Raw genomic sequence first — 26,809 nt, 5'->3', positions numbered from 1 at the left:
AGCCGCACCGCCAAACGGTCAACCCCGTGCGCCAAGCAACGGCGGCATGGGGCAGTCGAGAATATCGGCAACGGCGCGCATCAGCTCGGCCTCGGCGGCATTGATCTGGCCATTATGCTCAATACAACGCGCCATGGCCTTGAGCAGCTGCGGCTTCTGCAAGGGCCAAAGCAGGCTCAAGCGCCGCAGCGCAGGTTCAAGCGCCAATAAGTCACTGGCGCTAGCCGGTAGCAACGTGTCAAGCGGGAACGACAACTCACCAGCGGCATGACTAAAAGCCTGATGTGCAGCAGGCTCATCCACACCGCCCGCGCGGGCCAGCAGCGACAGCACCACAGTGGTTTCAGCGGCCAGTTCCTGCAGCTGGTAGCGGCTGGTTTGTGCGCGCGCGCCTTCGACATTGCGCTCGACGATACGCAGCAACGTCCACTCCAGCAGGGCGACCCGGCCATCGGCGCGGATCAGCAGGGCCATGTTGGCCTTCAATGCCGCGAACTGATCGGCCGCCAATTGCTTGAGCGCTGGCATGGCCAGATCCAGCAGTGGCAAACGCATCCCAGGCGCCAGCTGGCGCAGCGGCTCACGCAACTGTTCCAGCTGCGCGGCAACCTCCGCGGCGATGCGCGGCTGCAGCAACTGTAACTGCTGCGACGCTTGCACCTCGACCGGGTCGAGCAGCAGGCCGTAGAGCAATGCCTGCGCACCATTGCAGCTATGCGCCGCCTCGCTCAGGGCAATATCCAGATGCGCCAGAGTGCTGCGCGCGGCCAGCAGATGCGGTGCCTGCGGATCGCCGATGGCGCCAATCGCTTCAGCCGCCGAAGCCGGGCTTAAGCCCGGTGCAAAGGCGCTCAGACTATGCACATTGACGGCCGCCTCGCTGGCTGCAGCAGCCGGCATTGCCGCGCCAAGTTCCGTCACATGCGGGTAGCGGCCATCCCAGCCTGGAGTGATGCGGCGGATGCGCTGATCCAAGGGTGGATGGGTGGCCAGCATGCCTTCTAGGGCCTGGCTGATGCCGGCGGCAAAATACATATGGCTGAACTCGGCGGCATGCCCGGCCTGCAGTTGTGAGCCATACAGATTGCCGCCGATCTTCTTCAAGGCGCCGGCAATGCTGTCCGGGTTACGGGTGTACTGCACCGCCGAGGCGTCGGCGAGAAACTCGCGCTGGCGGCTTACGGCAGCCTTGATCAGGTTGCCGAAAAAGGTTCCGGCATAGCCCAGCACCCACAACGTAACGCCGATGGCGATTACGATTGCCGCCGAGTTATCGCGGCTGGAGCGGCTACCACGGCCGCTGCTGCGCAGCAGAAAACCACCAATCAGCCCCAGCAGCAGAATGCCATGCAGCACCGACACCAGGCGCGTATTGAGGCGCATATCGCCGTGGAAGATATGGCTGAATTCATGGGCAATCACACCCTGCAATTCATCGCGATTGAGCTGGCAGATCGCTCCACGGGTTATCCCGATCACCGCGTCCTGCGGCGTCAGGCCAGCGGCAAAAGCATTGATCCCAACATCATCAAGCACATACACCGGCGGCACCGAGGTGCCAGAAGCCAGGGCCATTTCCTCCACCACATTAAGCAACCGGCGCTCTTCGAGGCTCTGTGGCGACAGGTTGATCAGACGCCCGCCCAGGCGCTCGGCAATCGCCTGACCACCACGGCTCAGTTGCAGCTGCTTGTACAGACTGCCCAACAGCACCACGCCAATCACCGCCAGCGCAACGCAACCCACCAGCGGCCAACTGGGCAACACGCTGTTCGGCGCGTCGCTGGCCAACCACAACGAGGTGTGGCTCTGACCAAAGAGCTGCCAGACCAAGCCCAGCACCAGACTGGTCAAGGTTATCAGGCTCAGCACCGCCAAAACCATAAGGATCAGCAAACGCCCACTGTTACGTCGGGCGCGATCCTGTTGCTCGAAAAAATTCATTCCAGTGCGCTCTTAAAACGACACCTTCGGCGCTTCCTGGATCGCCGCGCTGTCGGCGAACTCCAACAAGCTGGCGTCCTGAGCGTGACCGAAGCTGGCGGCCAGCAATACCGGCGGGAACGACTGCTTGTAGGTGTTGTAAGCCATCACGGCATCGTTGAAGGCCTGACGGGCAAAGGCCGCCTTGTTCTCGGTGCTGCTCAACTCTTCACTGAGCTGCTGCATATTCGCCGAGGCCTTGAGGTCCGGGTAGGCCTCAAGCGTGACATTCAGCCGGCCCAGGGCGCTGTTCAGCAACCCTTCCGCGCCGCCCAACTGCGCCATGCTCTGCGCATTGCCGGGCTGCGCCGCAGCAGCCTTGAGCCCGGTTACCGCGTTATTGCGCGCGGCAATCACCGCCTCCAGGGTCTCCCGCTCATGGGCCATATAGCCCTTGGCGGTTTCCACCAGATTGGGGATCAGGTCATAGCGGCGCTTGAGCTGCACCTCGATCTGCGCAAAGGCGTTCTGAAAGCGATTACGCAGGGTCACCAGCTGGTTGTAGATGCCAATGACGAAAAAAATCAACGCGGCGATAACCGCCAGGAAAATCAGCGTGGAGATAGACATGGGGAAATCTTTATCGCATGCGGAAGAGAAGCAGATGGTAGCGGAAAAGCATTAGAGGAAATGCTCACCGGCGCAAAACTGCAGGCCCTGATGCGCCCATGGAAAACGCCGCGCGGCCTGATGCTTAGTTTATGCAGCGCTATCCAGATGCCACATGGTGGAAAAAACTCTTGGCAAAACAGACCGACCGGTCTATATATTTAGTCCATGAAAAAGACCTCGACCCGCGACAAACTGATCCACGCCATGGCCGATGCCCTGCAACGCAAGGGGCTGCATGGCGTTGGCCTGACTGAGCTACTGGAAATTGCCGGCGCGCCCAAAGGCAGCCTCTATCACCACTTCCCTGGCGGTAAGAGCGAGTTGGCGGTGGCGGCCATCGACCATATCAGCCGGCACATCGACAGCCTGTTCAGCCAGCTGTTTGCTCAGCAGCCCGATCCGCTCAAGGCGTTGCACAACTGGTTGCAAGGTGCGCTGCAGCAGCTGGAAAGCAGTCAGTTCGAGCGCGGCTGCCCGCTGGCCACCATTGCCCTGGAAAGCGGCCCGGAAGACGTAGCAATTCGCGCCGCTCTGCAGCGCAGTTTTACCGCCGTGCGCCAGGCCCTGAGCGTGCAACTGCATGCCTACGGCTACCCCAGCGAGCAAGCGGACAACCTCGCCGCTTTGTTTGTAGCGCTGTATGAAGGCGGGCTGCTGCAAGCCCGCGTGGCCGGCAGCAGCGAGCCGCTCAAGCGCGCCGCCACTGCCTTGTTCACCCTAACCCGCGAACAGTTTCCGCGAGGAGTCCGCCCATGAACACCCCAGTTATCCTTAGCGAAACCGTGCAGCTGCCGGCACTCGACGGTTATCCGCTCACCGCCACGCTATATCACGCCCCGGAGCCGATCGCGCAATTGCTGATTGCCGGCGCCACCGGCGTGCCTCAGGGTTTCTACCGACGCTTTGCCGAATACGCGGCGCGGCGCGGTTACAGCACCCTGACCCTGGATTACCGCGGTATCGGCCAATCCAAGCCGGCCAGCCTGCGCGGCTTTGCCATGGATTATCTGGACTGGGCGCACCTCGATCTGGCGGCGGCTGTCGACCAGCATCGTCACCCGCAGCGACCGCTGTATATGGTTGGCCATTCGTTTGGCGGGCATGCCTTCGGGCTATTGCCCAACCATGATCAGGTCCAGGGTTTCTACACCTTCGGCACCGGTGCCGGCTGGCATGGCTGGATGCCCAAGGCCGAGCAGCTGCGCGTGCTGACTATGTGGCGGCTGATTGGCCCGCTGCTGACCCGCTACAAGGGCTATCTGGCCTGGAGCAAACTGGGCATGGGCGAAGACTTGCCGTTGGGCGTATATAAACAGTGGAAGCGCTGGTGCAGCTTCCCGCGCTACTTCTTCGAAGACCCGCAGATGCCGGATCTCGCCAAGCGTTTTGCTCAGGTCAGCACACCGATTATTGCCGCCAACGCGCTGGACGACCTCTGGGCCCCGCCTGCCTCGCGCGACGCTTTTATGGCCGCCTACAGCGCCGCGCCTTATCAAGCACGCACCCTCGATTCAGCCGCCAGCATCGGCCCTCTCGGCCATATGGGCTACTTCCGCCCGGCGGCGCAGCCGTTGTGGGATGAAACACTGAACTGGTTTGCCGAACTGCAGGCGCAGCGCCAGGCCGCCTGAACATCCCAGATGAAATGAGGTTGCGCTGATGAGCATAATCCCAGCAGGCTTTACCCCACTGTTTCGCAGCAGTCCCTTCCTCGATCTGCTCGGGCCGATTTACAACCAGCGCAGTGACACGGGCCTGGTGATTGGCCTGCGCGCCGAGGAGAAACACTGCAATGCACGCGGTCTGGTGCATGGCGGTGTGCTCAGCAGCCTGGCCGACGTGGCTCTGGGCTATAACAGTGCCTTCGCTCAAGAGCCGCCCACGCCGATAGTCACCAGCAGCCTGACCATCGACTATGCCGGCACGGCCAAACTCGGCGACTGGATCACCCTCGAAACCGATGTGCAAAAAGTCGGTAAAAGTCTGGCGTTCGCCAATTGCTACGTTGTGGTCGAGTCCGTGCGCATCGCCCGCGCCAGCGCGGTATTTAGCGTGATCACGCGATAACGTGCGACAGGTCGAGAAAGATTGTGTGATTTGGCGAATGCCATAAAAAATTGCCTGGAGCAATTTTTAACATCACGCAGCGATGGCCCGAAGGGTGGCTGCCATGGATGGCAGGCGATAAAAAAGAAAACCCCGCGATTGCGGGGTTTTTGCAGACTGTTTGCTGACATCCTTGATCTGCTTGCCATCCTGGCAGCTGTCCCACGTGTCCCTGTTGCTAAAGTGCGCTTCCTGCGCGACGTCCTTGGGTAACAGATTAGCCAGCACTAGACACCTGGCCTAGTGGCGATCTGCAGCACACCGTGTAAGCCAATGCCTACAGTGACGAAACCAAGCAAATGCTCGGCTTTATTTTGTGACGCAGGTCTTGCTAGACTCGAACCTGTCTCACAAAAACAACAGACCCCGTCAACGGCGGTCACTGGGGCCACACATGCGCTCACTGTTTATTGCCATCGGCTGCCTAGCAGTCAGCATCAGCCCGTTTGCATCCGCCAGCGGGCAAAACCAGATCTCCGATCCCAAAACCGCCGTGAAACTGTTCTGGAGCCAACTTTACGGCCAGGGCGGCACTTCGCTGTATTGCGGCGCAGCCTTTAGCGAGGAAAGTGCTCAGTTCAAGGCCAGCGCCATCTACAGCAGCAAGCAGCTGAAAAGCTCCCTGCGCTGCATAACCAACCGCCAGTGCGGAATCATGAACCCGCAGTACGTCTATATGGCTTCTGACCTGCACAACCTGTATCCGGCCATGACGCGTGTGGAGTTGGTGCGCCGCAATGCACAGTTCGGCGAACTGGACGACAGCGTACCAAGCAAGTTTGCTGACATTGGCTGCGACATGAAAACCAGTTTCCAGATGGTCGAGCCGCGCGATGAGGCCAAAGGCAATATCGCCCGCGCGATCTTCTATATGCATGTCGAGTACGGCCTGCCTATCGTCGGCCAGGTGCAGCTGTACAAGAAGTGGCACCAAATGGACCCACCGGACGCCGAAGAGAAAGCGCGCAACGACAAAATCGCCAGCCTGCAGGGCACGCGCAATCGCTTTATCGACAATCCAGAGCTGATCGAGCAGCAGATCAATAACTGATCCGTATTCAGCGCCGAGGTTTATGGCTGGAGCGCAGCTTGTAGCGATCGCCCGGATGGGTCAGCCGGGCGTAGCTGATCAGGTGCTCATCCGACCAGGTTCGGCGAATCACACTCAGGCACGGCGCACTCGGCTCGATAGCCAACCATTGCGCCACCTGCGCCCCCACTAGCACCGCCTCCACCACATGCTCGACATCGGAGATTGGGCAACTGCTGACCAACACCTCGTTGGGCGTCTGCAGGCTGAAGTCATGCTGCAGATAATCCGGCACCCAACGCGGATTGACGAAGCGATCTTCCAGCTGGATCGGCACCCCGTCTTCACGGTGGACCAAAATGCTGTGAAACACCTCTGCACCCAGGCGCATCCCCAAACGCAGCGCCACCTCATCATCCGCCGCCAGCGCCTCACAACGAATAACGTCATTGCTGTAAACATGCCCACGGCCACGGACTTCCGTGGCGATGTTCAACACATCATGCAGCGATGACTCAGCCTTGCGATCCGTGACAAAGGTGCCCAGCCCGGCCTGACGCAGCAGATAGCCTTGCTGCACCAGATCGCGAATGGCTTTGTTGGCGGTCATCCGGCTAACGCCGAAATCTCGCGCCAACTGCTCTTCGGCGGGAATCTGATGATTGACCGGGTAAACGCCGCTCTGAATGCGCTCCAGCAAAAACGCTTCAATCGCCTTGTAGCGCGGGGTGGTACTGCTCACAACAGCTCCTTGGGGTAGTACCCGATGCGCGGATGATAGCGCGTCAACAAGCCGCAACGTAGGGTGGGCAACGCTTTGCTTGCCCACCGTTGCAACACGCTAAGCCGGTAGACGCGCTTCGCGCTGCAACCCTACCAACTGCGCTCAACGCCAACCTACGCCAGCGACGGCAATACCCCGCTCGGCAGCAACGGGGTCAGCACGCGCTCGGCAAGCAGCGCATTGGCGGCCTCGATATCCGGGGAAAAGAAACGGTCTTCGACGTAATAGGCTACGCGGCTACGCAATACCTGACGCGCCTGCTCCAACAATGGCGAGCTCTTCAAGCCCTCGCGAAAGTCCAGGCCCTGACAGGCGCCCAGCCACTCGATAGCGATCACGCCACGGGTGTTAGCGGCCATTTCCCAAAGGCGCTTGCCGGCGGCCGGGGCCATGGACACATGGTCTTCCTGGTTGGCCGAGGTCGGCAGGCTGTCAACGCTGTGCGGATGGGCCAGCGCCTTGTTCTCGCTGGCCAGGGCCGCGGCGGTGACCTGAGCGATCATAAAGCCGGAGTTGACCCCGCCATTGGCCACCAGAAACGGCGGCAGCTGCGACATGTGCTTGTCCATCATCAACGAGGTGCGGCGCTCACTCAGGGCGCCAATTTCGGCGATGGCCAGGGCGATATTGTCGGCGGCCATGGCCACCGGCTCGGCGTGGAAGTTACCCCCGGAAATCACATCACCCTCGGCAGCGAACACCAGCGGGTTGTCCGAAACCGCGTTGGATTCGACGGCCAACACCTCGGCGGCCTGACGCAACTGGGTCAGGCAAGCGCCCATCACCTGTGGCTGACAACGCAGCGAATACGGGTCCTGCACCTTATCGCAGGCTTCATGGGAGCGACCGACTTCGCTACTGTCGCCAAGCAGATGACGATAAACCGCCGCCGCGTCGATCTGCCCGCGCTGGCCGCGAGCGGCATGGATACGCGCATCGAACGGCGAGCGCGAGCCCAAAGCGGCTTCCACGGTCAGGCCACCGCAAACAGTCGCGGCGGCGAACAGGTCTTCGGCCTCGAACAACCCGCGCAAGGCATAGGCGGTGGATACTTGAGTACCGTTAAGCAACGCCAGGCCCTCCTTGGCGGCCAGGGTCATGGGTTGCAAACCGGCAATCGCCAATGCCTCAGTGGCCGACAACCATTCACCGCGATAACGCGCCTGGCTTTCACCGAGCAACACCAGCGACATATGCGCCAATGGTGCGAGGTCACCGGAGGCACCCACCGAACCCTTGAGCGGAATATGCGGGTAGACCTCTGCATTGATCAGGGCGATCAGCGCATCGATCACCTGCCGGCGAATCCCAGAGAAACCACGGGCCAGGCTGTTGACCTTGAGCAGCATGATCAGGCGCACCATGGCGTCGTCCAGCGGCTCGCCAATACCGGCGGCGTGCGACAACACCAGCGAGCGCTGCAGCTTTTCAAGGTCCTCATTGGCGATGCGGGTCGAAGCCAACAAGCCGAAACCGGTGTTGATGCCGTAGGCGGTACGGCCCTCGGCGATGATGCCGTTAACGCAGGCGACACTGGCCTCGATGGCCGGGTAGGCCGACTCTGCCAACGTCAGGCGCAGCGGTGCCTGGAAGGCGGCGCGCAGTTGGGCCAGGGTCAACTGGCCAGGGTGTAGGGTGAACAGACTCATGCTCGGGCTCCTTGAGTGGCGCCAATCATAGGCAAGTCGAGGCCCTGCTCACGGGCACAATCGACGGCAATGTCATAACCGGCATCGGCGTGACGCATCACCCCGGTGCCTGGATCGTTACGCAGCACGCGGCCGAGACGAGCACGGGCTTCCGGCGTGCCATCCGCCACTATGACCACACCGGAGTGTTGCGAGTAGCCCATACCGACGCCGCCACCATGGTGCAGCGACACCCAGGTCGCACCGCCGGCGGTATTCAGCAGAGCATTAAGCAGCGGCCAATCGGACACTGCATCGGAGCCATCCATCATCGACTCGGTTTCGCGATTGGGGCTGGCCACCGAGCCGGAGTCCAGATGGTCGCGACCGATGACGATGGGCGCCTTCAGCTCACCGCTCGCCACCATGTCATTGAAAGCCTGGGCCAGACGCGCACGGTCCTTCAGGCCGACCCAGCAGATGCGTGCCGGCAGCCCCTGGAAGCTGATGCGCTCGCGGGCCATGTCCAGCCAGTTGTGCAGGTGGGCGTCGTCCGGGATCAGCTCTTTGACCTTGGCGTCGGTCTTGTAAATGTCCTCTGGGTCGCCAGACAGCGCCACCCAGCGGAACGGGCCGATGCCTTGACAGAACAGCGGGCGGATATAGGCCGGGACGAAACCGGGGAAGTCGAAGGCGTTGTCGACGCCCTCCTGCAGGGCCATCTGGCGGATGTTGTTGCCGTAGTCGAAGGTCGGCACGCCCATCTGCTGGAAGGCCAGCATGGCGCGCACGTGCACAGCCATGGACTGCTTGGCGGCCTTGACCACCACGGCCTCCTCGGTCTTGCCGCGCGCCACGTACTCGTCCCAACTCCAGCCAGCAGGCAGGTAACCGTGGCGCGGATCGTGGGCGCTGGTCTGGTCGGTGACCATATCCGGACGCACACCACGGCGTACCAGTTCCGGCAATATTTCAGCCGCGTTACCACACAGGGCGATGGACACGGCCTTGCCTTCACCGCAGTACTTGTCGAGGCGCGCCAGAGCGTCGTCCAGATCCTTGGCCTGCTCGTCGACATAGCGGGTCTTCAGGCGGAAATCGATGCGCGACTGTTGGCATTCGATGTTCAGCGAGCAGGCACCGGCCAGGGTCGCGGCCAGCGGCTGCGCGCCGCCCATGCCGCCCAGGCCTGCGGTTAGCACCCAACGGCCCTTGAGGCTGCCGTTGTAATGCTGGCGACCGGCTTCGACGAAGGTTTCATAGGTGCCCTGGACGATGCCCTGGCTGCCGATATAGATCCAGCTGCCGGCGGTCATCTGCCCGTACATGGCCAGACCCTTGGCATCCAGCTCGTTGAAGTGCTCCCAGGTGGCCCAGTGCGGCACCAGGTTGGAGTTGGCCAGCAGCACGCGCGGCGCGTCGGCGTGGGTTTCAAACACACCAACCGGTTTGCCGGACTGGATCAGCAGGGTCTGGTTATCTTCCAGGCGGGTCAGCACCTCGACGATCTTGTCGTAGCACTCCCAGTTGCGCGCGGCGCGGCCAATGCCGCCATACACCACCAGCTCCTTGGGGTTCTCGGCCACTTCCGGGTCGAGGTTGTTCATCAGCATGCGCAGCGGTGCTTCAGTCAGCCAGCTTTTGGCGGTCAGCGTGGTGCCACGGGCGGCGCGTATTTCGGTGTCACGGAAAAGGCTCATAAGAGGCTCCTTATCAACATATCGTCAGGTGTGGCGGCTTATAGCCAGCCCATGTAGAGCGCCAGGTAGCCCAGCGGAATGCTGAACAACAGGCTTAAAAACGTGCGCTGCAGCCAGACCAGCAACAGGTCGCGCAGGCGCAGGGGAATTCGCGTGGCCAGCACGCAGGGAATCGAAGCGGAGAGAAACAGCACGCTGCTCACCGAGACGATGGCGGTGACGAATTTGACCAGCATGTCGGCGTCTTTCAGCAACATGGCCGGCAGGAACATCTCCGCCAGGCCCGAGGAAATAGCGCGGCCCACCTCCATCGGTTCATTCAGGCCAAACAGCCAGGTCAGGGGATAAAACAACACGCCAAGGGCATCGAAGACTGGGGTGTACTTGGCGGCGAGCAAACCGAGCAAGCCGACCGCGAGAATGCTCGGCAGAATCGCAGCAGTCATGCGCAAGCCATCGACAAAGGTCTCGCGCAACGCGCTGAACAGCGAGGGCGCACTGGCCGCCTGGCTCAGCCCCGCACGCCAGGCGCTGGCAATACGGCTTGCTCCCGCTTGCAACTGCGGCTCGGGACGGCTTTCGGTAGGCAAGCGTGACAGTGGATAGATGCGCGCGCTGACGGCGGTGACGCTGAAGGTCACCAGCATCGCGCTCCAGAAATACAGGTTCCAGATCTCCATCAGGCCAAGAGTCTTGGCGATGATCACCATAAAAGGCGCCGACACGGTGGAGAAGCCGGTGGCGATAATCGCCGCCTCGCGCACGCTGTAGTGGCCCTGCTGGTACATGCGGTCCGTGATCAGCAGGCCCACCGAGTAGCTACCCACGAACGAGGCCACCGCATCAATCGCCGACTTGCCCGGCGTACGCCAGATCGGCCGCATTACCGGCTGCATCAGCACACCGACCAGTTCCAGCAGGCCGAAGCCGATCAAAAACACCAGGGCCAACGCGCCCAGCGGTACGATCAGCGCCAGGCTGAGCACCAGCTTGTCGAACAGAAACGGCAGCATGCCCGGCTGGTACAGCGCCTCGGGTCCAACGCCGAACAGGTAGCCAACGCCGATCAGCAGGCCGAGCACCTTGAGCACACTGAACACCGTGCGGGTCAGGTCACCGCGCCAGCTGCCACTCAGCCAGGGCTGCAGCGCGCCGTAGAGCATAAACAGCATGGCGATGACGATTACCAACGGCCGTGCATGGGTTTGCAGGGCGCTGGCGGCGTGGTCGAGAAGGATAGTGCTGCGCCCACCGATTTCGAACGGCACAAAAAAGATCAGCAGACCAATCAGGCTGTAACCGAGCAATCGGGACAAGGCGCGGCCCCTGGATACGCTGGCGAACGCCGTAAGTTGTTCAGACATGACAGCTCTCCGTGCGCAACGAACGAGGTGCCGGACTGCCGCCATGGCGGTGCTGGGTGAAGGATGTCATCTGTGCATTCCTCTGTATTTATTGTTGTCAGGGAAGTGGCTAATTAGCGTTTAGCCGGTCAGGGTCAACAGGTGAATCAGGCGTGCCGCGACCCTGGCGGTGCGGCTGTCGATGTCGTGTTCGGGGTTGAGTTCGGCCAAGTCAGCCAGGCGCAACTTGCCGCTGTCGCGCACCGTTTCCAGCAGCGGTTCGAGTAGCGCCAGCGGCACGCCACGCGCTGCCGGGGCGCTGACGCCGGGGGCTTCGCAGGCCGGCAGCACGTCGATATCGATGGTCAGGTAGATGGCGTCGCAACCGGAGATAAAGACCTGCAACTCAGCGCTGATAGCGGCCAGACTGGACTCACGGATCTCGCGGTCTTCGCGCACCAGCACATTCAGTTCGGCAGCGCGCTGGAACAAGGCGCGGGTATTGCTGGCGCGGCTGACGCCCAGGCAGGCATAGGCGAACGGCCAGCCACGGGCGGCGCACTGCTCGGCGATCTGCGCGAAAGGCGTGCCGGAAGAACGGGCGTGAGCCGGGTCGCGCAGATCGAAATGCGCGTCGAAATTGATAATGCCGATACGAGGAGTGCCGCCAGCCAAGTGCTCGGCGATGCCCTGCCAGCTGCCGAAAGCCACCTCATGGCCGCCTCCGAGCACGATGGGCAAATGCCCGGCATCCAGCAGCGCGCAGACGTTATGACCGAGACGCGCCTGGGCGCCTTCCAGATCACCAGCGGCGCACAGCACATCACCGGCGTCATAAGCGGCGCCCTGGCGATGCCAGGCTAAATTGGCCAACGCCTTGCGCATGGCCAGGGGGCCATTTACCGCACCAACGCGGCCATGGTTACGGCGCACGCCTTCGTCACTGGCGAAACCGAGCAGGGCGACGCCAGGCTGACTGTCCGCGCGCAGTTCCTGAATGCGCTGATGCCAGCGCGGGCTGTCGGCTTCCGGGTCGACGCGGCCCTGCCAGAGGTCCATGGAGGTGCGATCAGCGTGCATGGATATTGGCCTCTTTGCTGTAACTAATGGCGCCGTTGAAGATGCGCTGACGCAGCCGGCCCGGCTGGACTGCATAAGCCAGCTCGGCGGGTTGCTGCACATCCCACAGGCACAGATCGGCAGGTGCCCCAACCTCGATCCGACCGAGATCCGCGCGGCCGAGGGCGCGGGCGGCATGGGCGGTCATACCGGCCAGGGCCTCACGCGGGGTCAACCGGAACAGGGTGCAGGCCTGGTTAAGAGTCAGCGTGGGGAAGCAGATCGGCGAGGTGCCGGGGTTGGCATCGCTCGCCAGGGCCATCGGCACAGCGTACTGACGCAGCAACGCGATAGGCGGCAACTGGGTTTCGCGCAAGGTATAAAAGGCCCCCGGCAATAGGGTGGCCACGGTGCCGGCGGCGGCCATGGCTTGCACCCCAGCCTCGTCGAGAAACTCGATATGGTCGGCCGAGAGGCCCTGATAACGTGCGGCCAAGGCGCTGGCGCCCTGATTGGACAACTGCTCGGCGTGCACCTTGATCGGCAGGCCGTGGCGTTGCGCGGCCTGGAACACCAACTCGCACTGCGCCGGGCTAAAAGCGATGTTTTCGCAGAACACATCCACCGCATCGACCAGGCCTGCGGCAACGGCCGCCGGGATCATCTCGTTGCACACCAGGGCGATATAGCCATCGCTGTCGCCAGCAAATTCAGGCGGCAAGGCGTGGGCGCCGAGCAAGGTGGTGGTGATGCGCAGCGGCAGCAGCTCGCCGAGGCGGCGGGCGACGCGCAGCATCTTCAATTCATCAGCGCTGCTCAAACCGTAGCCGGATTTGATTTCCAGGGTGGTCACACCGTCGTCCAGCAGCGCCTGCAAACGCGGCAGGCTTTGCGCTAGCAGTTCGTCCTCGCTGGCCGCACGAGTGGCGCGCACAGTGCTGAGGATGCCGCCGCCGGCCTTGGCGATCTCGGCGTAGCTGGCACCCTCAAGGCGCTGCTCGAATTCAGCGGCGCGATTGCCGGCGTACACCAGATGAGTGTGGCAATCCACCAGACCCGGGGTCATCACCCCGCCACGCCCGGCTTCTACCGCACCTTCAGCCATAGCTTCAGGAAACAAGCGGGTCGGCCATAGCCCCGCGACCTTGCCATCCGCCACTAGCAGATTGATCGGCTCAGCCAGCGTCGTCAGGCCATCAAACAGGCAGAGCTCGCGCCAAAGCAGGCGCGGGGCGGACGGGGACATGGGACTCTCCTTGAGCGAATTTGTATATACAATAGAATTCACCCATGCCGTCGTCAACCCCGCTCGTCACTCAAAAATCACTACCGTGCGACACCTTCATATGACCGCGCTAAGGCATAACCAAATAAATCACCGAGATAAACAGCGCATGCTGGTCAACAGCAAAGCCCAGCAGCAGACCAACGGCAGCGCTCGGCTCACACAGCCGCTGTGCAGTCGTAAAACGTTAATGTATATACATATACAAACAGCCTGTATGAGTAACAGCCGTGAGCATCCGTATCATCGACAGCAGCACCGCCCGCCAACTGCCGTGGAAGAACGGCAAGGGCGTAACCCTGGAACTGGCCATCGCACCGCCTGACGCGGGCCTGGATGATTTCGACTGGCGCATCAGCAGCGCGCGGGTGGAGAGCGCCGGCCCCTTCTCTCATTACCCCGGCATCGACCGTAGCCTGGGTCTGCTCAGCGGCGCGGGCCTGCGCCTGAATCTGCCCGAGCAGATCAGCCTTGAGCTCGATAGCCGCACCCCAGTGGTGGCGTTTCCCGGCGAGCTGGATGTGCAGGCCGAACTGCTTGATGACCCGGTGCAGGACTTCAATCTGATGAGCCGGCGCAACCGCTGGCAACACCGCCTGCAATACCGCGAGCTAAAGGGCCAGCAGTGGCTCGACAGCAGCGCGGTGCTATTTATCTACTGCTGCAGCGGCGCAGGCCTGACCTGCGCCAGGGCCGACATGGTGCCCATCAGCCTAAGCGCCGAGCAAGGCTTGCTACTGGAAGACGAAGCCGGCCCCTGGCGCTTGACCAGCCACGGCCGCAGCGGCCTCTACCTGGCACGGCTGGAGCCGGTCACAGCCGAGCAAGAGGCCATTGATCTGCTAAGCGATGATTGGGCATAGCCCTCAACACTCAGCAAATCCAGGCCTGTATAAACTCAAAAGTCCCGGTACTCGGCCCGGGCTTTGTTCAGTTACGAACCCATCAACTATTGCATGCAGATTTTGTAGGGTGGGTTAGCCGCATGCCGTCATCACCACGCATCACGTCATTCGGATGCGGCGTAACCCACCATCGGCGCAACGCGCTCCATTGTCTGGCGGGTTACGCGGCGCACCACTGTCGCGTATGGATTCTCGGCAGGTATTAAGCGCCGCTAACCCACCCTACGAACTGGATATAGCAGCAGACAAAGCCAGGCCCTTAAACGCAAAAGCCCCGGCACTTGGCCGGGGCTCTGGTTTACTGCAAGCGCCGTTAGAACTGCGCGGCGTCGAGCAGATACAAGCTCTCGCTACCGGCCTTAACCGAAGCAGTCAGCGAGTGGATACGCGGCAGCAGGCGAGCGAAGTAGAAACGCGCGGTACCCAGCTTGCTCACGTAGAACTCGTCCTGATCCTGCTTGGCCAGGGCAGTGCGCGCCATCAGTGCCCACATGTAGGCGTAGGCGGTGTAACCGAACACCTGCAGGTACTCGACCGAGGCGGCGCCGACTTCATTCGGGTTGGCCTTGGCGCGCTCCAGCAAGTCGCTGGTCATCAGCTCCAGGTTGGCGATGGCGTCTTTCAACGGGTTCACGAACTCGGCCAGTGAGGCATCAGCCGAATCGGTAAAGGCTTTGATCTCGTCAGCAAAGTGCTTGTAGAACGCACCGCCGCTGCCGACCACTTTACGGCCGACCAAGTCGAGTGCCTGAATACCGTTGGTGCCTTCGTAGATCTGGGTGATACGGCAGTCACGAATCAACTGCTCCTGGCCCCACTCGCGGATATAACCGTGACCGCCGAAAATCTGCTGGCCGTGGGTGGTGGTTTCCAGCGCCATGTCGGTGAGGAAGGCTTTGGCCACCGGGGTCAGCAGGGCGACCAGCTCTTCAGCGCGCTTGCGGGTGGCCGCATCTTCGCTGAACTTGGCGGTGTCGAGCTGCATGGCCACGTAGCTGGAGAAGGCGCGACCGCCCTCGTTCAGCGCTTTCATGGTCAGCAGCATGCGGCGTACATCTGGGTGCACGATGATCGGGTCGGCGGCTTTGTCCTTGGCCACCGGGCCGGTCGGCGCGCGGCTCTGAATACGGTCGCGAGCGTATTCCACGGCGTTCTGGTAGCTGCGCTCACCCAGGGACAGACCCTGGATGCCCACGCCCAGACGCTCGTAGTTCATCATGGTGAACATGGCCGCAAGGCCCTTGTTCGGCGCATCAACGATCCAACCGGTGGCACCGTCGAAGTTCATCACGCAGGTGGCCGACGCCTTAATGCCCATCTTGTGTTCGATCGAGCCGCACGACAGCGCGTTCTGCTCGCCCAGCGAGCCGTCAGCGTTGACCATAAACTTCGGCACCAGGAACAGCGAGATGCCTTTCGGCCCAGCCGGCGCGTCCGGCAGCTTGGCCAGTACCAGGTGAATGATGTTCTCGGTCAGGTCGTGCTCACCGCCGGTGATAAAGATCTTGGTACCGGACACCTTGAAGCTGCCGTCAGCCTGTGGCTCGGCCTTGGTGCGGATGATGCCCAGGTCGGTGCCGGCATGCGGCTCGGTCAGGCACATGGAGCCCGCCCACTGGCCGGAATACATGTTCGGCAGGTATTTCTCTTTCAGCTCTTCGCTGGCGTGGGCGTTGATCGACAGGCAGGCGCCAGCGGTCAGCATTGGGTACAGACCGAACGACAGGTTGGCCGAGTTGACCATTTCCTCGACCTGCGCCGAAATCGCCTTGGGCATGCCCATACCGCCAAAGATCGGGTCCCCGCCAACACCGACCCAACCGCCTTCGGCGTAGGCCTGGTAGGCCGCTGGGAAGCCTGCTGGAGTTTTCACCGAGCCGTTGGCCCAGGAACAGCCTTCTTCGTCGCCGCTGCGATTCAGCGGAGCGATCACACCACCCGTGATCTTGCCAGCTTCTTCCAGAATGGCGGCGGCAGTGTCTTCATCCACCACTTCAGCCAGGGCCGGCAACTGGGCCCACAGCTTGGAAACTTCAAACACTTCGTTGAGCACGAAGCGCATATCACGCAGGGGAGCTTTGTAGTCAGCCATGGGGCAAATCCTCGGACGAACCAGCAGGTGTAAAGATGTGCACGAAGTTTACCCGAACAACTTTTCAGACACATAGGGTCGCGTCGTGACCATATATTCACAAAGCGTTTATCCAGCCCCAGTACGCAAAAGCCCGCCAGGTGGCGGGCTTTGCAGGGTTACGCCGCTGGTCAGAGGGCGAAATGTTCAGCCGGTAGTTTCATCAAGCTATCACTGCCCGCCTCGGCTCCCGCCAAGTGGGTCGCAGTACGCGGCAGCAAGCGCTTGAAGTAGAACTCGCAGGTGGCCAGTTTGGCCTGGTAAAACGCCGCGTCGTCAGTACCTGCCGCCAGCTTCTGCTCGGCCACTTCGGCCATGCGCAACCAGAAATACGCCAGGGTGACGTAGCCGGAGTACATCAGGTAATCCATCGATGCTGCACCGACCTCATCCGGGTTTTTCATCGCCGCCATGCCAATTTTCTGCGTCAATGCGCCCCACTGCTGGTTAAGCGTCGCCAGTTGAGCGGCATAGCCCTTGAGCTGCGGATGCTCGGCTTGAGCCTCGCAGAACTTGTGGACGATCTTGGTAAAGCCGCGCAGCAACTTGCCCTGACTGCCCAGCACCTTGCGCCCGAGCAGGTCGAGAGCCTGGATACCGTTGGTGCCTTCGTAGATCAGGGCGATGCGGCAGTCACGCACCAACTGCTCCATGCCCCACTCGCGGATAAAGCCATGACCGCCGAACACCTGCATGCCATGGTTGGTCACTTCAAGGCCGGTCTCGGTCATAAAGGCTTTGCAAATCGGGGTGAGGAAGGCCAGCAGGTTTTCCGCTTCCTCTCGTTGCTCGGCGCTTTCACCGCTGTGCGCCTGATCGATCAATTGCGCGGTGAAATAGGCCAGGGCGCGGTTGCCCTCATTAAATGCTTTCATGGTCAGCAGCATGCGCCGCACATCGGGGTGCACGATGATCGGATCAGCAGCTTTATCCGGCGCCTTGGGCCCGGTCAGCGCACGCATTTGCAAACGATCGCTGGCGTACTTGATCGCCCCCTGAAAGCTGGTTTCCCCCAGACACAAACCTTGCATGCCAGTGCCCAGGCGCGCGTGGTTCATCATGGTGAACATGCAGTTGAGGCCCTTGTTGGCCTCGCCAATCAGGTAGCCAGTGGCGCTGTCGAAGTTCATCACGCAGGTCGCAGAGGCTTTGATGCCCATCTTGTGTTCGATCGAACCGCAGCTAACGCCATTGCGCGCGCCCGCCTCGCCCTGCGCATCCGGGAGAAATTTGGGCACGATAAACAGCGAGATGCCACGGGTGCCTGCTGGTGCGTCGGGTAATTTAGCCAGCACCAAATGAACGATGTTCTCGCTCATGTCGTGCTCGCCGGCGGAGATAAAGATCTTGCTGCCCGTGACTGCGTAGCTGCCGTCCGCCTGAGGTACAGCGCGGGATTTAATCAAGCCCAAGTCGGTACCGCAATGCGCTTCAGTCAGGCACATGGTGCCGGTCCAACGGCCTTCAGTGAGCTTGCTCAGATAGCTTTGCTTCTGCGCCTCACTGCCGTGGGCGTGAATCGCCGACATGGCGCCGTGGGTCAACCCTGGGTACATGCCCCAGGACAAGTTACTCGACCCCACCATTTCACTGACGATTAACCCCAGCGAGGACGGCAACCCCTGACCACCGTAAAGCGGATCAGCGGAAAGACCGTTCCAGCCACCTTCGACGTACTGGGCAAAGGCCTCTTTGAAGCCCTTGGGCGTAGTCACCACGCCCTCGTTGATTTGGCATTCCTCTTCATCGCCGGAGCGATTGAGCGGCGCCAGCACCTGCTCACAAAATTTCGCGCCTTCGGCCAGGATTGCGTTGACCATGTCCGGGGTGGCATCGCTGGCACCCATCGCCGCGTAACCGGCATGAAAGTCGAAGACCTCGTCGATCAAAAAACGCATATCGCGCTGGGGGGCTTTGTACTCGGGCATGCTGGCTTCTCCGTCAGCTAGAGCGTGGATTAGTGCCCTACGCTAAGGCCCACAACGCGGCGCAACAATCACAGTGCGAATGCTGAATACACTGCCATTAGCCGCCAGCCTCAGCCGCGCGCAGCATCAAGTTTGACCGCCCCGCGCCGCTGGCCATAACTGCGCACACAGTTGCGTCCGGCATTCTTGGCGTTATACAGCGCCTGGTCGGCCGCTTTAAGCACCTCTTCTGGGCTGCGTTGCTCCACTCCACGTTCGGCCACGCCCATGCTCACGGTTACCGACACTTGAGTTGCCGCGCTGCCGGCCCGGCGCGCCCGACCTTGTTTGTCATCCTGCGGGCGCTGCTGCTTGTCACGCAGCTGGATGCGATAAACCTCGATGGCCTGACGAATGACTTCAAGATGCGGCAAGCACTCCTCAAGCGTTTTACCGGGAAATACCAGGGTAAATTCCTCTCCGCCATAGCGGTAGGCTTTGCCACCGCCACCGATCTTGCGCAGCTGAGCGGCGACCAGACGCAACACCTGATCGCCGACATCGTGACCGTGGCTGTCGTTAAATTTCTTGAAGTGATCGACGTCGGCCATGGCGATCACATAGCTACGACCCAGCCGTTGCAGCCGCTCATTCAGGGCGCGCCGCCCCGGCAGGCCGGTGAGCTCATCACGAAAGGCCATCTGGTAGGCCTCATGCGCCACCGCGGTCACCAGGATCAACATGATTTGGCTGCTCATCACATTTAACGCATTGGGCAGGATGAAGGTATTCGGCAGCATCCACAGCAAACCACACAACCCCAGCAACTGCGCGGCATGCAACGGCCGTGGCGCGCGCAGGTACTGCACCAGCAACAGAATCAGGCCGAGGATAAACACCGGATAGGCCAGCTGCACCAGCGCCAACCATTCGACCTGCAACGCCGGCCAGCGCACCAAGGATAACCAGTGCAGCAATCCCGCAGGAAAGCGCTGCGCCAGGCCCACCGCCACTGCACTGACGGCCAGCAAGACTGCCGCTCGGGCGATCAGGTCCTGCAACAGATGAGTACGTTCCTGCCAGGCGGCATACAGGCTATAGAGCAGCGGCAACAACAGGCTGCAGAGGTGGAAAATCAGCGCCGCATCGCTGCGCACCTGCCCCGTGGCGCGAAAATGATCGACCTGGCTATCGAGCAGAAAATAGCCGAGGTACAGCGTCAGCAGCAGAAACACCTCGCGCTGGCGCCCGTACACCAGACAGAACGCACCGCCAAGCAAGAGCAGCAGGGTTGGCAGCACATTAAACAGCGAGGTGAAGAACTCACTTAGCTGTGTGAGGCGAGCAAGCAGAAGCCCGCTGAGCAAGAGCAGCAGCGAGGGCAAGAAATGGCTGAAACGCACAGCGGCAAAACGCGACAAGACAGGCTCCACAAACCGCGAAAAGCAGATAACGCCGCGCAGTTTGCCTGTAACAGGTCGATTACGCACGGAACCCGCTAAGCAATTCGACCAGTTGCTTGGCGTGGCCATGGCTTTATTGATGGCATAAAAAAACCGCCGCCCCAAGGGGCAGCGGTTTTTCGACCTGCGTTGGAAATTAAGGCTTAGTAGCCCAGGTCGAAGTGAGCTTCGTCCATTTCCATCAGGTTGCTGGCACCGGACAACATGGCTTCAACATGAGTACGGGTACGCGGCAGGATACGTGCGAAGTAGAAACGAGCGGTCTGCAGCTTAGCCTTGTAGAAGGCCTCGTCTTCAGTACCGGCAGCGATTTTCTCGGCAGCCAGACGCGCCATGTCAGCCCAGAAGTAAGCCAGGCAGACATAACCGGAGTACATCAGGTAATCCACCGAAGCGGCACCGACTTCTTCGCGGTCTTTCATCGCGGCCATACCCACTTTCATGGTCAGGTCGCCCCACTCCTTGTTCAGCTTGGCCAGAGGCTCGACGAACGCTTTAACCGCGTCGTTGCCTTCGTTGGTTTGGCAGAACTTGTGCACGATCTTGGTGAAGCCTTTCAGCGCTTCGCCTTGAGTCTGCAGCACTTTGCGGCCCAGCAGATCGAGTGCCTGGATACCGGTGGTGCCTTCGTACAGCATGGAGATACGGCTGTCGCGAACGTTCTGTTCCATGCCCCACTCGGCGATGAAGCCGTGGCCGCCATAGATCTGTACGCCGTGGTTGGCTGCTTCAAAGCCGACTTCGGTCATGAATGCTTTAGCGATTGGCGTGAGGAAAGCCAGCAGTGCATCGGCTTGCTTCTTCTCAGCTTCGTCTTGGCTGTACTTGACGATATCAACCTGCTTGGCGGTGAAGTACACCATCGCGCGGTTGCCTTCAGCGAAGGCTTTCATGGTCAGCAGCATACGACGCACGTCCGGGTGGACGATGATCGGGTCAGCGGCTTTTTCCGGCGCTTTCGGGCCAGTCAAAGAGCGCATCTGCAAGCGATCGCGAGCGTACTTCAGGCCGCCCTGGATACCGATTTCAGCGTGAGCCAAACCTTGCAGAGCAGTACCCAGACGGGCCGTGTTCATAAAGGTGAACATGCAGTTCAGACCTTTGTTCGCTGGGCCGATCAGGTAACCGGTGGCGCCATCGAAGTTCATCACACAGGTAGCGTTACCGTGGATGCCCATCTTGTGCTCGAGCGAACCGCAGGTAACTGCGTTGCGCGCACCGATGGACTCGTCAGCGTTAACCGAGAACTTCGGCACGATGAACAGCGAGATACCTTTGGTGCCTTGCGGCGCGTCCGGCAGGCGGGCCAGTACGATGTGGACGATGTTATCGGCCATGTCGTGCTCACCAGCGGAGATGAAGATCTTGGTGCCGGAAATCTTGTACGAACCGTCAGCCTGAGGCTCGGCCTTGGTACGCAACATGCCCAGGTCGGTGCCGCAATGCGGCTCGGTCAGGCACATGGTGCCGGTCCACTCGCCGGATACCAGCTTGGTCAGGTAGGTGTGCTTCTGCTCATCGGTACCGTGCTCGGCGATGGTGTTCATCGCGCCGTGCGACAGGCCTGGGTACATGCCCCATGACCAGTTCGAGGTGCCAACCATTTCGCTAACAACCAGACCCAAGGACTCAGGCAGGCCTTGGCCGCCGTGGTCTACGTCGTGAGCCAGGCTCGGCCAGCCGCCTTCTACATACTGCTTGTAGGCTTCTTTGAAGCCGGTAGGCGTTTTCACGCCGTCAGCGGACCAGGTGCAACCTTCGGTGTCACCTACACGATTCAGTGGCGACAGCACTTGCTCACAGAACTTCGCGCCTTCTTCAAGGATGGCGTCGACCATGTCCGGAGTAGCGTCCTGGCAGCCAGGCAGGCTCTGATAATGCGCTTCGTAGCCGAGCAGTTCGTCGCGTACGAAACGGATATCACGCAAGGGGGCCTTGTAATCAGGCATAGCGGTTAACCTCTGCGGTGGATTCTTAGTGTGTAGGTGACCGGATATTCGGTCGTTTTCGGGATCAATCCCGATGCTCGACTGCCCCTTGGCAATCAAGGTAATCAAACAAGCGTTTGAAACATACGTTTATGCCTATTTAATGTCAAGCGCCCCAAGCGTCGTTCAAGCCACTAGATCGACAACCGGTGCGGGCTCCTGCAAGCCACTGAGCTGCTTGTAAAGATCAAGGCTAGAAGATGACGGTCGATCCTGCTGAGTAGCCGCGGCGGATTGGTCTGCCCCATCGTTTGGCTCTTTGTTTTTATTGCGTTGCTCAGCACGCGCCTCACTGGCTGACTGCGCTTCACTGCTCTGTTGTTGCGCCAACTGAGCACGGGCTTCAGTCATTTGCGCTTGAGCCTGCGCAGCAACCTGGCGGTCCTGCGCGGATGGCTCGGCAGGTGCCAGCGCTGCGCGGATAACGACCTCCATTTTGCGCAGTGTGGCTTCGGGATCATTGGGCAGCGCACCCGCATCAATACCCACCTCACCACCGACCGCATAACGCTTGCCATCCGGGCCGCGCTCGTAGGTATAGGTCGGAGCCCCCGCATATTGCCCACCGACCGCGGCGTGAGCTTGCTCATGGGTACGCACTTCCTGATCACGGCTGACCAGCTTGGCAACTTCCAGTTGTTCGAGACGTTGTTGCTCGGGGCTGGGCTCGCCTTGAGCGGCTTTGGACTTATCGGGGTTAGCCGACGAATCGGTGGGTTTGTCGGCTTCCTCACGCGCCGAGGCGGACTGCTCGTCGGCCAGAGGCTGGCCCGCAGTCACAGGCGCCTGGGCCGCACGGGTAATGTCGGGGGAAACATCGAGGGAAACGCTGGATGTAAGAGGCCGAGCCGGCAGTAAACTTGCTGCAGGCGCAGGATAAGACGTTGCGCCGCCGATCTGCATACGATGACTCCTCGCGCCTCAAGACCTGCTGACTATCAGGCCATTGAGAGGCGGGTGACTCAGGCCGTTGTGTCGATGAGAGTACCGAGCACTTCATCAGCAGTTTTCACCACCTTGGCGCCCGCCTGCGCTTCGTTCTGGCCTACACGCAAAGCGACCAGGCTCTCTGCGAGGTCAGGTCGCGTTTGCTCAGCTGCATTGGGCGCAGCGTTGACCTGATTAGCCGGCGGCGTCGACGTGGGCTGCTGGGGCTGAGTAACCGCATTACTGGCAATAGCTGACGCAGCCTGATCGACCCGGCGCTGGCCGGCTTGAATAGTGCTGATGCCCGAATTAAATGCACTTCCAGAAATTTCCATACCCAAGCTCCCGCTGTAGCGAACCACTAACAGCTTCAATTGAAGCAGAAATTGCTCGAAAAACGTACAAGCAAAAAGCTATGGCACTTTGCCTGCTTATAGCGGCTTGCACAGAATGTCGAGGTTGAGATAGCTGGAAACCGCAGCAGGCGAGGCCTCGGCCAGGCGCGGGACATAACCTAAACAGGGCGCGGGCAGACGTTCTGCCAAGGTCGCTAAATTATCCTCAAGCCGCGAAGTGAGAGGATCGACCACGTTTGCCACCCAGCCCGCCAACGGCAGGCCGTCGCGCAGGATCGCTTCTGCCGTCAACAGCGCCTGATTGATACAACCTAAGCGCACGCCAACCACCAAAATTACCGGCAGCTGCAATGCAATTGCCAGGTCCGACAACGTCGCCTGCCCGGCCAACGGCACGCGCCAACCACCAGCACCTTCGACTAAGGTGAAATCCGCCTGTTTATCCATAATGGCCTGCACCGGTCCTTGCAGTGCCGCAACATCCAGCAATACACCTACCTCACGTGCAGCCAAATGCGGGGCAATCGCGGGCTCAAACGCCAGCGGATTAACCTCTTCATAGCGTAACGCCAGGGTGCATTCGCCGAGCAGCGCCAAAGCGTCGTCATTGCGTAAACCTTGAGGCGTTAGCGTGCAACCCGAGGCCACCGGCTTGGCCGCCGCTGTGGATAGGCCTGCCAACCGCGCAGCATGTAACAGGCCAGCGGCGATGGTGGTTTTGCCAATTTCGGTATCGGTGCCGGTGACGAAAAATACCTGGCTCATAACAACTCCATCACGGCGGGGTTTGCCGGCTCTTCATAAAAGATCGGGATATTGATGTAGGCGCCAAAGAAGATCGCGCTTATCTCAATCCTTGCGTAATACGCCGTAAACCACCTGATAGGTAGCGGGCAGGCCTTGGGGCTGGCGGAATTGCTCATAAGCCTTGAGCAGCGCCAGCATGCGCGCCCGCCCAGTCAAACCACCTGGGCGCCCAGGGTTAAGGTTGTGCGCGCCAAGGGCTTTCAGCTCATGGGTCAGGCTGCGCACATCCGGGTAATGCAGCACCTCGGCTTGGGCTTGCAAGCTCGCCATCTGCAAACCACTGGCAGCGCAAAGTCGCTGATAGTCCTCAAACCGGCGGAAACGGTTGACGTGGACAAAGCCATCTACGGTCTGCCAGCTGTCGCGCAACTCCTGCAACGTACCCACGCACAAGCTGCTGAACGCCAGCACGCCACCCGGACGCAATACGCGCTCAGCCTCGCTCAGCACTGCCGTAAAGTCGGCGCACCACTGCAAGGCCAAACTGGAAAACAGCAAATCGCAGGAAGCGCTTTGCAGCGGCAAGCGCTCGGCATCACCGGCAATAAACTGCTGCGCACCACCCAGAGGCTGGGCATGGCGCAACATGCCTTCGGCGATATCAAGCGCCACACCCTGGCTGGCCGTAAAGCGCTCGCCCAAGGCGCGACTGAAATAACCGGTGCCACAGCCTAGATCCAGCCAGCGCTGCGGCTCGCATGAGGCAGGCAACTGCGCCAGCAGCTCAGCGCCCACCTTGCGCTGCAAAGCCGCCACGCTGTCGTAACTTTCGGCGGCACGGGAAAACGAAGCCGCCACCTGACGCTTATCCGGCAGGCCACCCTGCGGGCTGTGGCTGAGATCAGTCATCGTCGGCCTCATGCAGAAACGCCTGAATCGCCATGGCAATCTCATGCGGTCGTTCCAGGGCGAAGGCGTGACCGACGCCATCAATCAGGCCGATCTCGACATCCGGCAGCAGCGTTAGCAAGGCCTGCGCAGTATTTTCCGGAACCAGTGCATCCTGACCGGCGAACAAATGTAGCTGGGGGCCGACAAATGCCTGCAGCGCCACACGGGTATCTAGCGCGGCCAGTATGTCCAACCCGGCCAGCAGCACTGAGGGCTCTAGCTGCGGAGCGGCGCTCAGCAATTGCCGCGACAGCGCACGGGCATCTGTTGCGCCTTGGGTGCACAACAGGCTGAAGCGTTTCAGCGTGATCGCAGCATCCATCGCACAGCCCTGGCGAAACGCCGCAAAGGTTTCTGCGGCCATCGCGTCAGGCCAACTCGGCTCGGCAACAAAACGCAGGTTGCTGGCCAAGGTCAGCAAGCCGCTGCAGCGCTCGCCGCGCCGTGCAGCGAGCTCAGCCGCGAGCATGCCGCCTAGGGACCAACCGCCGAGCCAGGCGTCTTGTGGCAGATTGGCATCCAGTTCATCCAGCCAATCAGCCGGATTACTGGAGCTCAGCTGCGGCAGCGGCTCGATCTCCACATGCAGACGTGGATCGAGGCCGCGCAAGGCATCGGCTAGCGGTTGCAGCGGTGAGCTACCAAGCCCCCAGCCGGGCAGCAGAATCAACCGATCACGCATGCGCCCCACCCTCGACGGCCAGCTGCGGCCAGCACTCGGCCAGCGCCTCCAGCAGCAGTTCCAACTGCGCCAAGCTGTGCGCCGCCGACAGGGTCACGCGCAGGCGCGCACTGCCAGCCGGCACAGTCGGCGGGCGAATTGCGGTCACCAGCAAGCCGCGATCACGCAACAGCTGTGACAGCTGCATGGCGCGACTGCTATCGCCAATCAAAATCGGCTGAATCGGTGTAGCGCTGTCCATCAGCTCAAGGCCTATGGCCTGCGCGCCTTCGCGGAAACGCTTGATCAAGGTATTCAGGTGTTCCCGGCGCCAATGCTCGCTGCGCAGCAGTTCCAGGCTTTTCAACGTGGCGCAGGCCAAGGCCGGTGGCTGACTGGTGGTGTAGATATAAGGCCGGGCGAACTGCACCAACGTCTCGATCAGCTCCTCGCTGCCAGCGACAAACGCGCCGGCCGTGCCGAAGGCTTTACCCAGGGTGCCGACCAGCACCTGCACAGCGTCCACGCCCAAGCCGCACTGCTCAACGATGCCGCCGCCGGTTGCGCCCAGTGGACCGAAACCGTGGGCGTCATCGACCATCACCCAAGCACTTTTTTGCTTCGCGGCCGCGCACAGAGCCGGCAGGTCTGCTAAATCACCGTCCATGCTAAATACGCCGTCAGTCACCACCAAGGTGTTGCCCGTGGCTTTACCTAATCGACTGGACAGACTGACCGCATCGTTATGCAGATAACGCGAAAACCGTGCGCCCGAGAGTAGGCCGGCATCCAGCAGGGAGGCGTGATTGAGGCGGTCTTCGAGCACCGTGTCATCACGCCCAACCAGCGCGGTAACCGCGCCGAGATTGGCCATATAACCGGTGGTAAACAGCAATGCCCGCGGCCGCCCGGTGAACTCGGCGAGCGCTTCTTCCAATTCGTGGTGCGGCCTGCTGTGGCCAATCACTAGATGCGAGGCGCCGCCGCCCACGCCCCACTTTTGCGCGCCGGCGCGCCAGGCTTCGATCACCTGCGGATGATTGGCCAGGCCCAGGTAGTCGTTGGAGCAAAACGCCAGCAGCTCACGACCATCGACCTGTACCAGTGGGCCCTGCGGGCTTTCCAGCAGTGGGCGCTGACGATAGAGATTGGCCGCACGGCGTTCCGCGAGACGAGTGGTGAGATCGAAAGACATGAGCAACCTTGATGACCGTGGGAGCGGCTTCAGCCGCGATGCTGTTTA

23 protein-coding genes are annotated in these 26,809 nt (G+C 61.1%); 5 read left to right on the top strand and 18 right to left on the bottom strand.

Annotated elements, in window-relative coordinates; translation table 11 throughout:
* Positions 1 to 18: 18 nt before the first annotated feature.
* Positions 19 to 1,944, bottom strand: coding sequence for a M48 family metallopeptidase (locus D8779_RS10375; protein ID WP_136664324.1), 1,926 nt, complete (start codon positions 1,942 to 1,944; stop codon positions 19 to 21).
* A 12-nt stretch (positions 1,945 to 1,956) separates the two neighbouring features.
* Positions 1,957 to 2,553, bottom strand: coding sequence for a LemA family protein (locus D8779_RS10370; RefSeq protein ID WP_136664323.1), 597 nt, complete (start codon positions 2,551 to 2,553; stop codon positions 1,957 to 1,959).
* A gap of 207 nt (positions 2,554 to 2,760) precedes the next feature.
* On the opposite strand from D8779_RS10370, the gene D8779_RS10365 reads away from it, so the two are divergent.
* The 4 genes from D8779_RS10365 (at position 2,761) to D8779_RS10350 (ending at position 5,752) form a co-directional block, all read left to right on the top strand.
* The gene (locus tag D8779_RS10365; protein ID WP_136664322.1) at positions 2,761 to 3,351 is read left to right on the top strand and encodes a TetR/AcrR family transcriptional regulator; all 591 of its coding nucleotides are present in this window, start codon (positions 2,761 to 2,763) and stop codon (positions 3,349 to 3,351) included.
* Positions 3,348 to 4,226 (top strand): alpha/beta hydrolase family protein, encoded by an 879-nt coding sequence (locus D8779_RS10360; RefSeq protein ID WP_136664321.1) that lies wholly within the window; start codon positions 3,348 to 3,350, stop codon positions 4,224 to 4,226. Before D8779_RS10365 ends, D8779_RS10360 begins: the two co-directional genes overlap by 4 nt.
* 28 nt (positions 4,227 to 4,254) lie before the next feature.
* A complete protein-coding gene (locus D8779_RS10355; RefSeq protein ID WP_136664320.1) occupies positions 4,255 to 4,662 on the top strand; it encodes a PaaI family thioesterase in 408 nt (135 codons plus the stop codon).
* 433 nt (positions 4,663 to 5,095) lie between these two features.
* Positions 5,096 to 5,752 (top strand): endonuclease I family protein, encoded by a 657-nt coding sequence (locus D8779_RS10350; RefSeq protein ID WP_136664319.1) that lies wholly within the window; start codon positions 5,096 to 5,098, stop codon positions 5,750 to 5,752.
* 7 nt (positions 5,753 to 5,759) lie between these two features.
* Here the strand turns inward: D8779_RS10350 and hutC are convergent, their stop codons facing one another.
* From hutC to hutI, 6 genes are all read right to left on the bottom strand, one after another.
* Positions 5,760 to 6,473 (bottom strand): histidine utilization repressor, encoded by a 714-nt coding sequence (gene hutC / locus D8779_RS10345; RefSeq protein ID WP_136664318.1) that lies wholly within the window; start codon positions 6,471 to 6,473, stop codon positions 5,760 to 5,762.
* 155 nt (positions 6,474 to 6,628) lie between these two features.
* Positions 6,629 to 8,164 carry a histidine ammonia-lyase gene (gene hutH / locus D8779_RS10340; RefSeq protein ID WP_136664317.1) on the bottom strand — a complete coding sequence of 512 codons (1,536 nt, stop codon included), beginning with the start codon at positions 8,162 to 8,164 and terminating at the stop codon, positions 6,629 to 6,631.
* Entirely contained in the window at positions 8,161 to 9,843 is a 1,683-nt protein-coding gene (gene hutU, locus D8779_RS10335; RefSeq protein ID WP_136664316.1) for a urocanate hydratase, read from the bottom strand. The genes hutH and hutU overlap by 4 nt, the downstream gene beginning before the upstream one ends.
* A gap of 38 nt (positions 9,844 to 9,881) precedes the next feature.
* Positions 9,882 to 11,207 carry a YjiH family protein gene (locus D8779_RS10330; RefSeq protein WP_136664315.1) on the bottom strand — a complete coding sequence of 442 codons (1,326 nt, stop codon included), beginning with the start codon at positions 11,205 to 11,207 and terminating at the stop codon, positions 9,882 to 9,884.
* Between the two features lie 120 nt (positions 11,208 to 11,327).
* Entirely contained in the window at positions 11,328 to 12,266 is a 939-nt protein-coding gene (gene hutG / locus D8779_RS10325) for a formimidoylglutamase (RefSeq protein ID WP_136664314.1), read from the bottom strand.
* Entirely contained in the window at positions 12,256 to 13,491 is a 1,236-nt protein-coding gene (hutI, locus tag D8779_RS10320) for an imidazolonepropionase (protein ID WP_136664313.1), read from the bottom strand. The genes hutG and hutI overlap by 11 nt, the downstream gene beginning before the upstream one ends.
* Positions 13,492 to 13,760: 269 nt before the next feature.
* On the opposite strand from hutI, the gene D8779_RS10315 reads away from it, so the two are divergent.
* On the top strand, positions 13,761 to 14,393 hold the full coding sequence (locus D8779_RS10315; protein WP_136664312.1) for a HutD/Ves family protein: 633 nt from the start codon (positions 13,761 to 13,763) through the stop codon (positions 14,391 to 14,393).
* A gap of 355 nt (positions 14,394 to 14,748) precedes the next feature.
* Here the strand turns inward: D8779_RS10315 and D8779_RS10310 are convergent, their stop codons facing one another.
* The 10 genes from D8779_RS10310 to bioF form a co-directional block, all read right to left on the bottom strand.
* The gene (locus D8779_RS10310) at positions 14,749 to 16,527 is read right to left on the bottom strand and encodes an acyl-CoA dehydrogenase C-terminal domain-containing protein (RefSeq protein ID WP_136664311.1); all 1,779 of its coding nucleotides are present in this window, start codon (positions 16,525 to 16,527) and stop codon (positions 14,749 to 14,751) included.
* 170 nt (positions 16,528 to 16,697) lie between these two features.
* A complete protein-coding gene (locus D8779_RS10305; protein WP_136664310.1) occupies positions 16,698 to 18,494 on the bottom strand; it encodes an acyl-CoA dehydrogenase C-terminal domain-containing protein in 1,797 nt (598 codons plus the stop codon).
* Positions 18,495 to 18,604: 110 nt separating this feature from the next.
* Positions 18,605 to 19,894, bottom strand: coding sequence for a GGDEF domain-containing protein (locus D8779_RS10300; protein WP_136664309.1), 1,290 nt, complete (start codon positions 19,892 to 19,894; stop codon positions 18,605 to 18,607).
* Between the two features lie 185 nt (positions 19,895 to 20,079).
* Positions 20,080 to 21,885: a phenylacyl-CoA dehydrogenase gene (locus D8779_RS10295; protein WP_136664308.1), complete on the bottom strand. Its 1,806-nt coding sequence runs from the start codon at positions 21,883 to 21,885 to the stop codon at positions 20,080 to 20,082.
* Positions 21,886 to 22,050: 165 nt separating this feature from the next.
* Entirely contained in the window at positions 22,051 to 22,827 is a 777-nt protein-coding gene (locus tag D8779_RS10290; RefSeq protein WP_136664307.1) for a putative metalloprotease CJM1_0395 family protein, read from the bottom strand.
* Between the two features lie 59 nt (positions 22,828 to 22,886).
* Positions 22,887 to 23,186, bottom strand: coding sequence for a hypothetical protein (locus tag D8779_RS10285; RefSeq protein ID WP_136664306.1), 300 nt, complete (start codon positions 23,184 to 23,186; stop codon positions 22,887 to 22,889).
* 96 nt (positions 23,187 to 23,282) lie between these two features.
* Complete coding sequence (gene bioD, locus D8779_RS10280) at positions 23,283 to 23,972, bottom strand: dethiobiotin synthase (protein ID WP_136664305.1); 690 nt, start codon at positions 23,970 to 23,972, stop codon at positions 23,283 to 23,285.
* Positions 23,973 to 24,056: 84 nt separating this feature from the next.
* Positions 24,057 to 24,863, bottom strand: coding sequence for a malonyl-ACP O-methyltransferase BioC (gene bioC / locus D8779_RS10275; protein ID WP_136664304.1), 807 nt, complete (start codon positions 24,861 to 24,863; stop codon positions 24,057 to 24,059).
* Positions 24,856 to 25,587, bottom strand: coding sequence for an alpha/beta fold hydrolase (locus D8779_RS10270; RefSeq protein WP_136664303.1), 732 nt, complete (start codon positions 25,585 to 25,587; stop codon positions 24,856 to 24,858). Before D8779_RS10270 ends, bioC begins: the two co-directional genes overlap by 8 nt.
* Complete coding sequence (gene bioF, locus D8779_RS10265; protein ID WP_136664302.1) at positions 25,580 to 26,761, bottom strand: 8-amino-7-oxononanoate synthase; 1,182 nt, start codon at positions 26,759 to 26,761, stop codon at positions 25,580 to 25,582. The genes D8779_RS10270 and bioF overlap by 8 nt, the downstream gene beginning before the upstream one ends.
* Positions 26,762 to 26,809 lie beyond the last annotated feature (48 nt).

The sequence above is a fragment of the Pseudomonas leptonychotis genome (assembly GCF_004920405.1).
GTDB lineage: Bacteria > Pseudomonadota > Gammaproteobacteria > Pseudomonadales > Pseudomonadaceae > Aquipseudomonas > Aquipseudomonas leptonychotis.
This window is presented reverse-complemented; position numbering and strand designations above follow the sequence as displayed.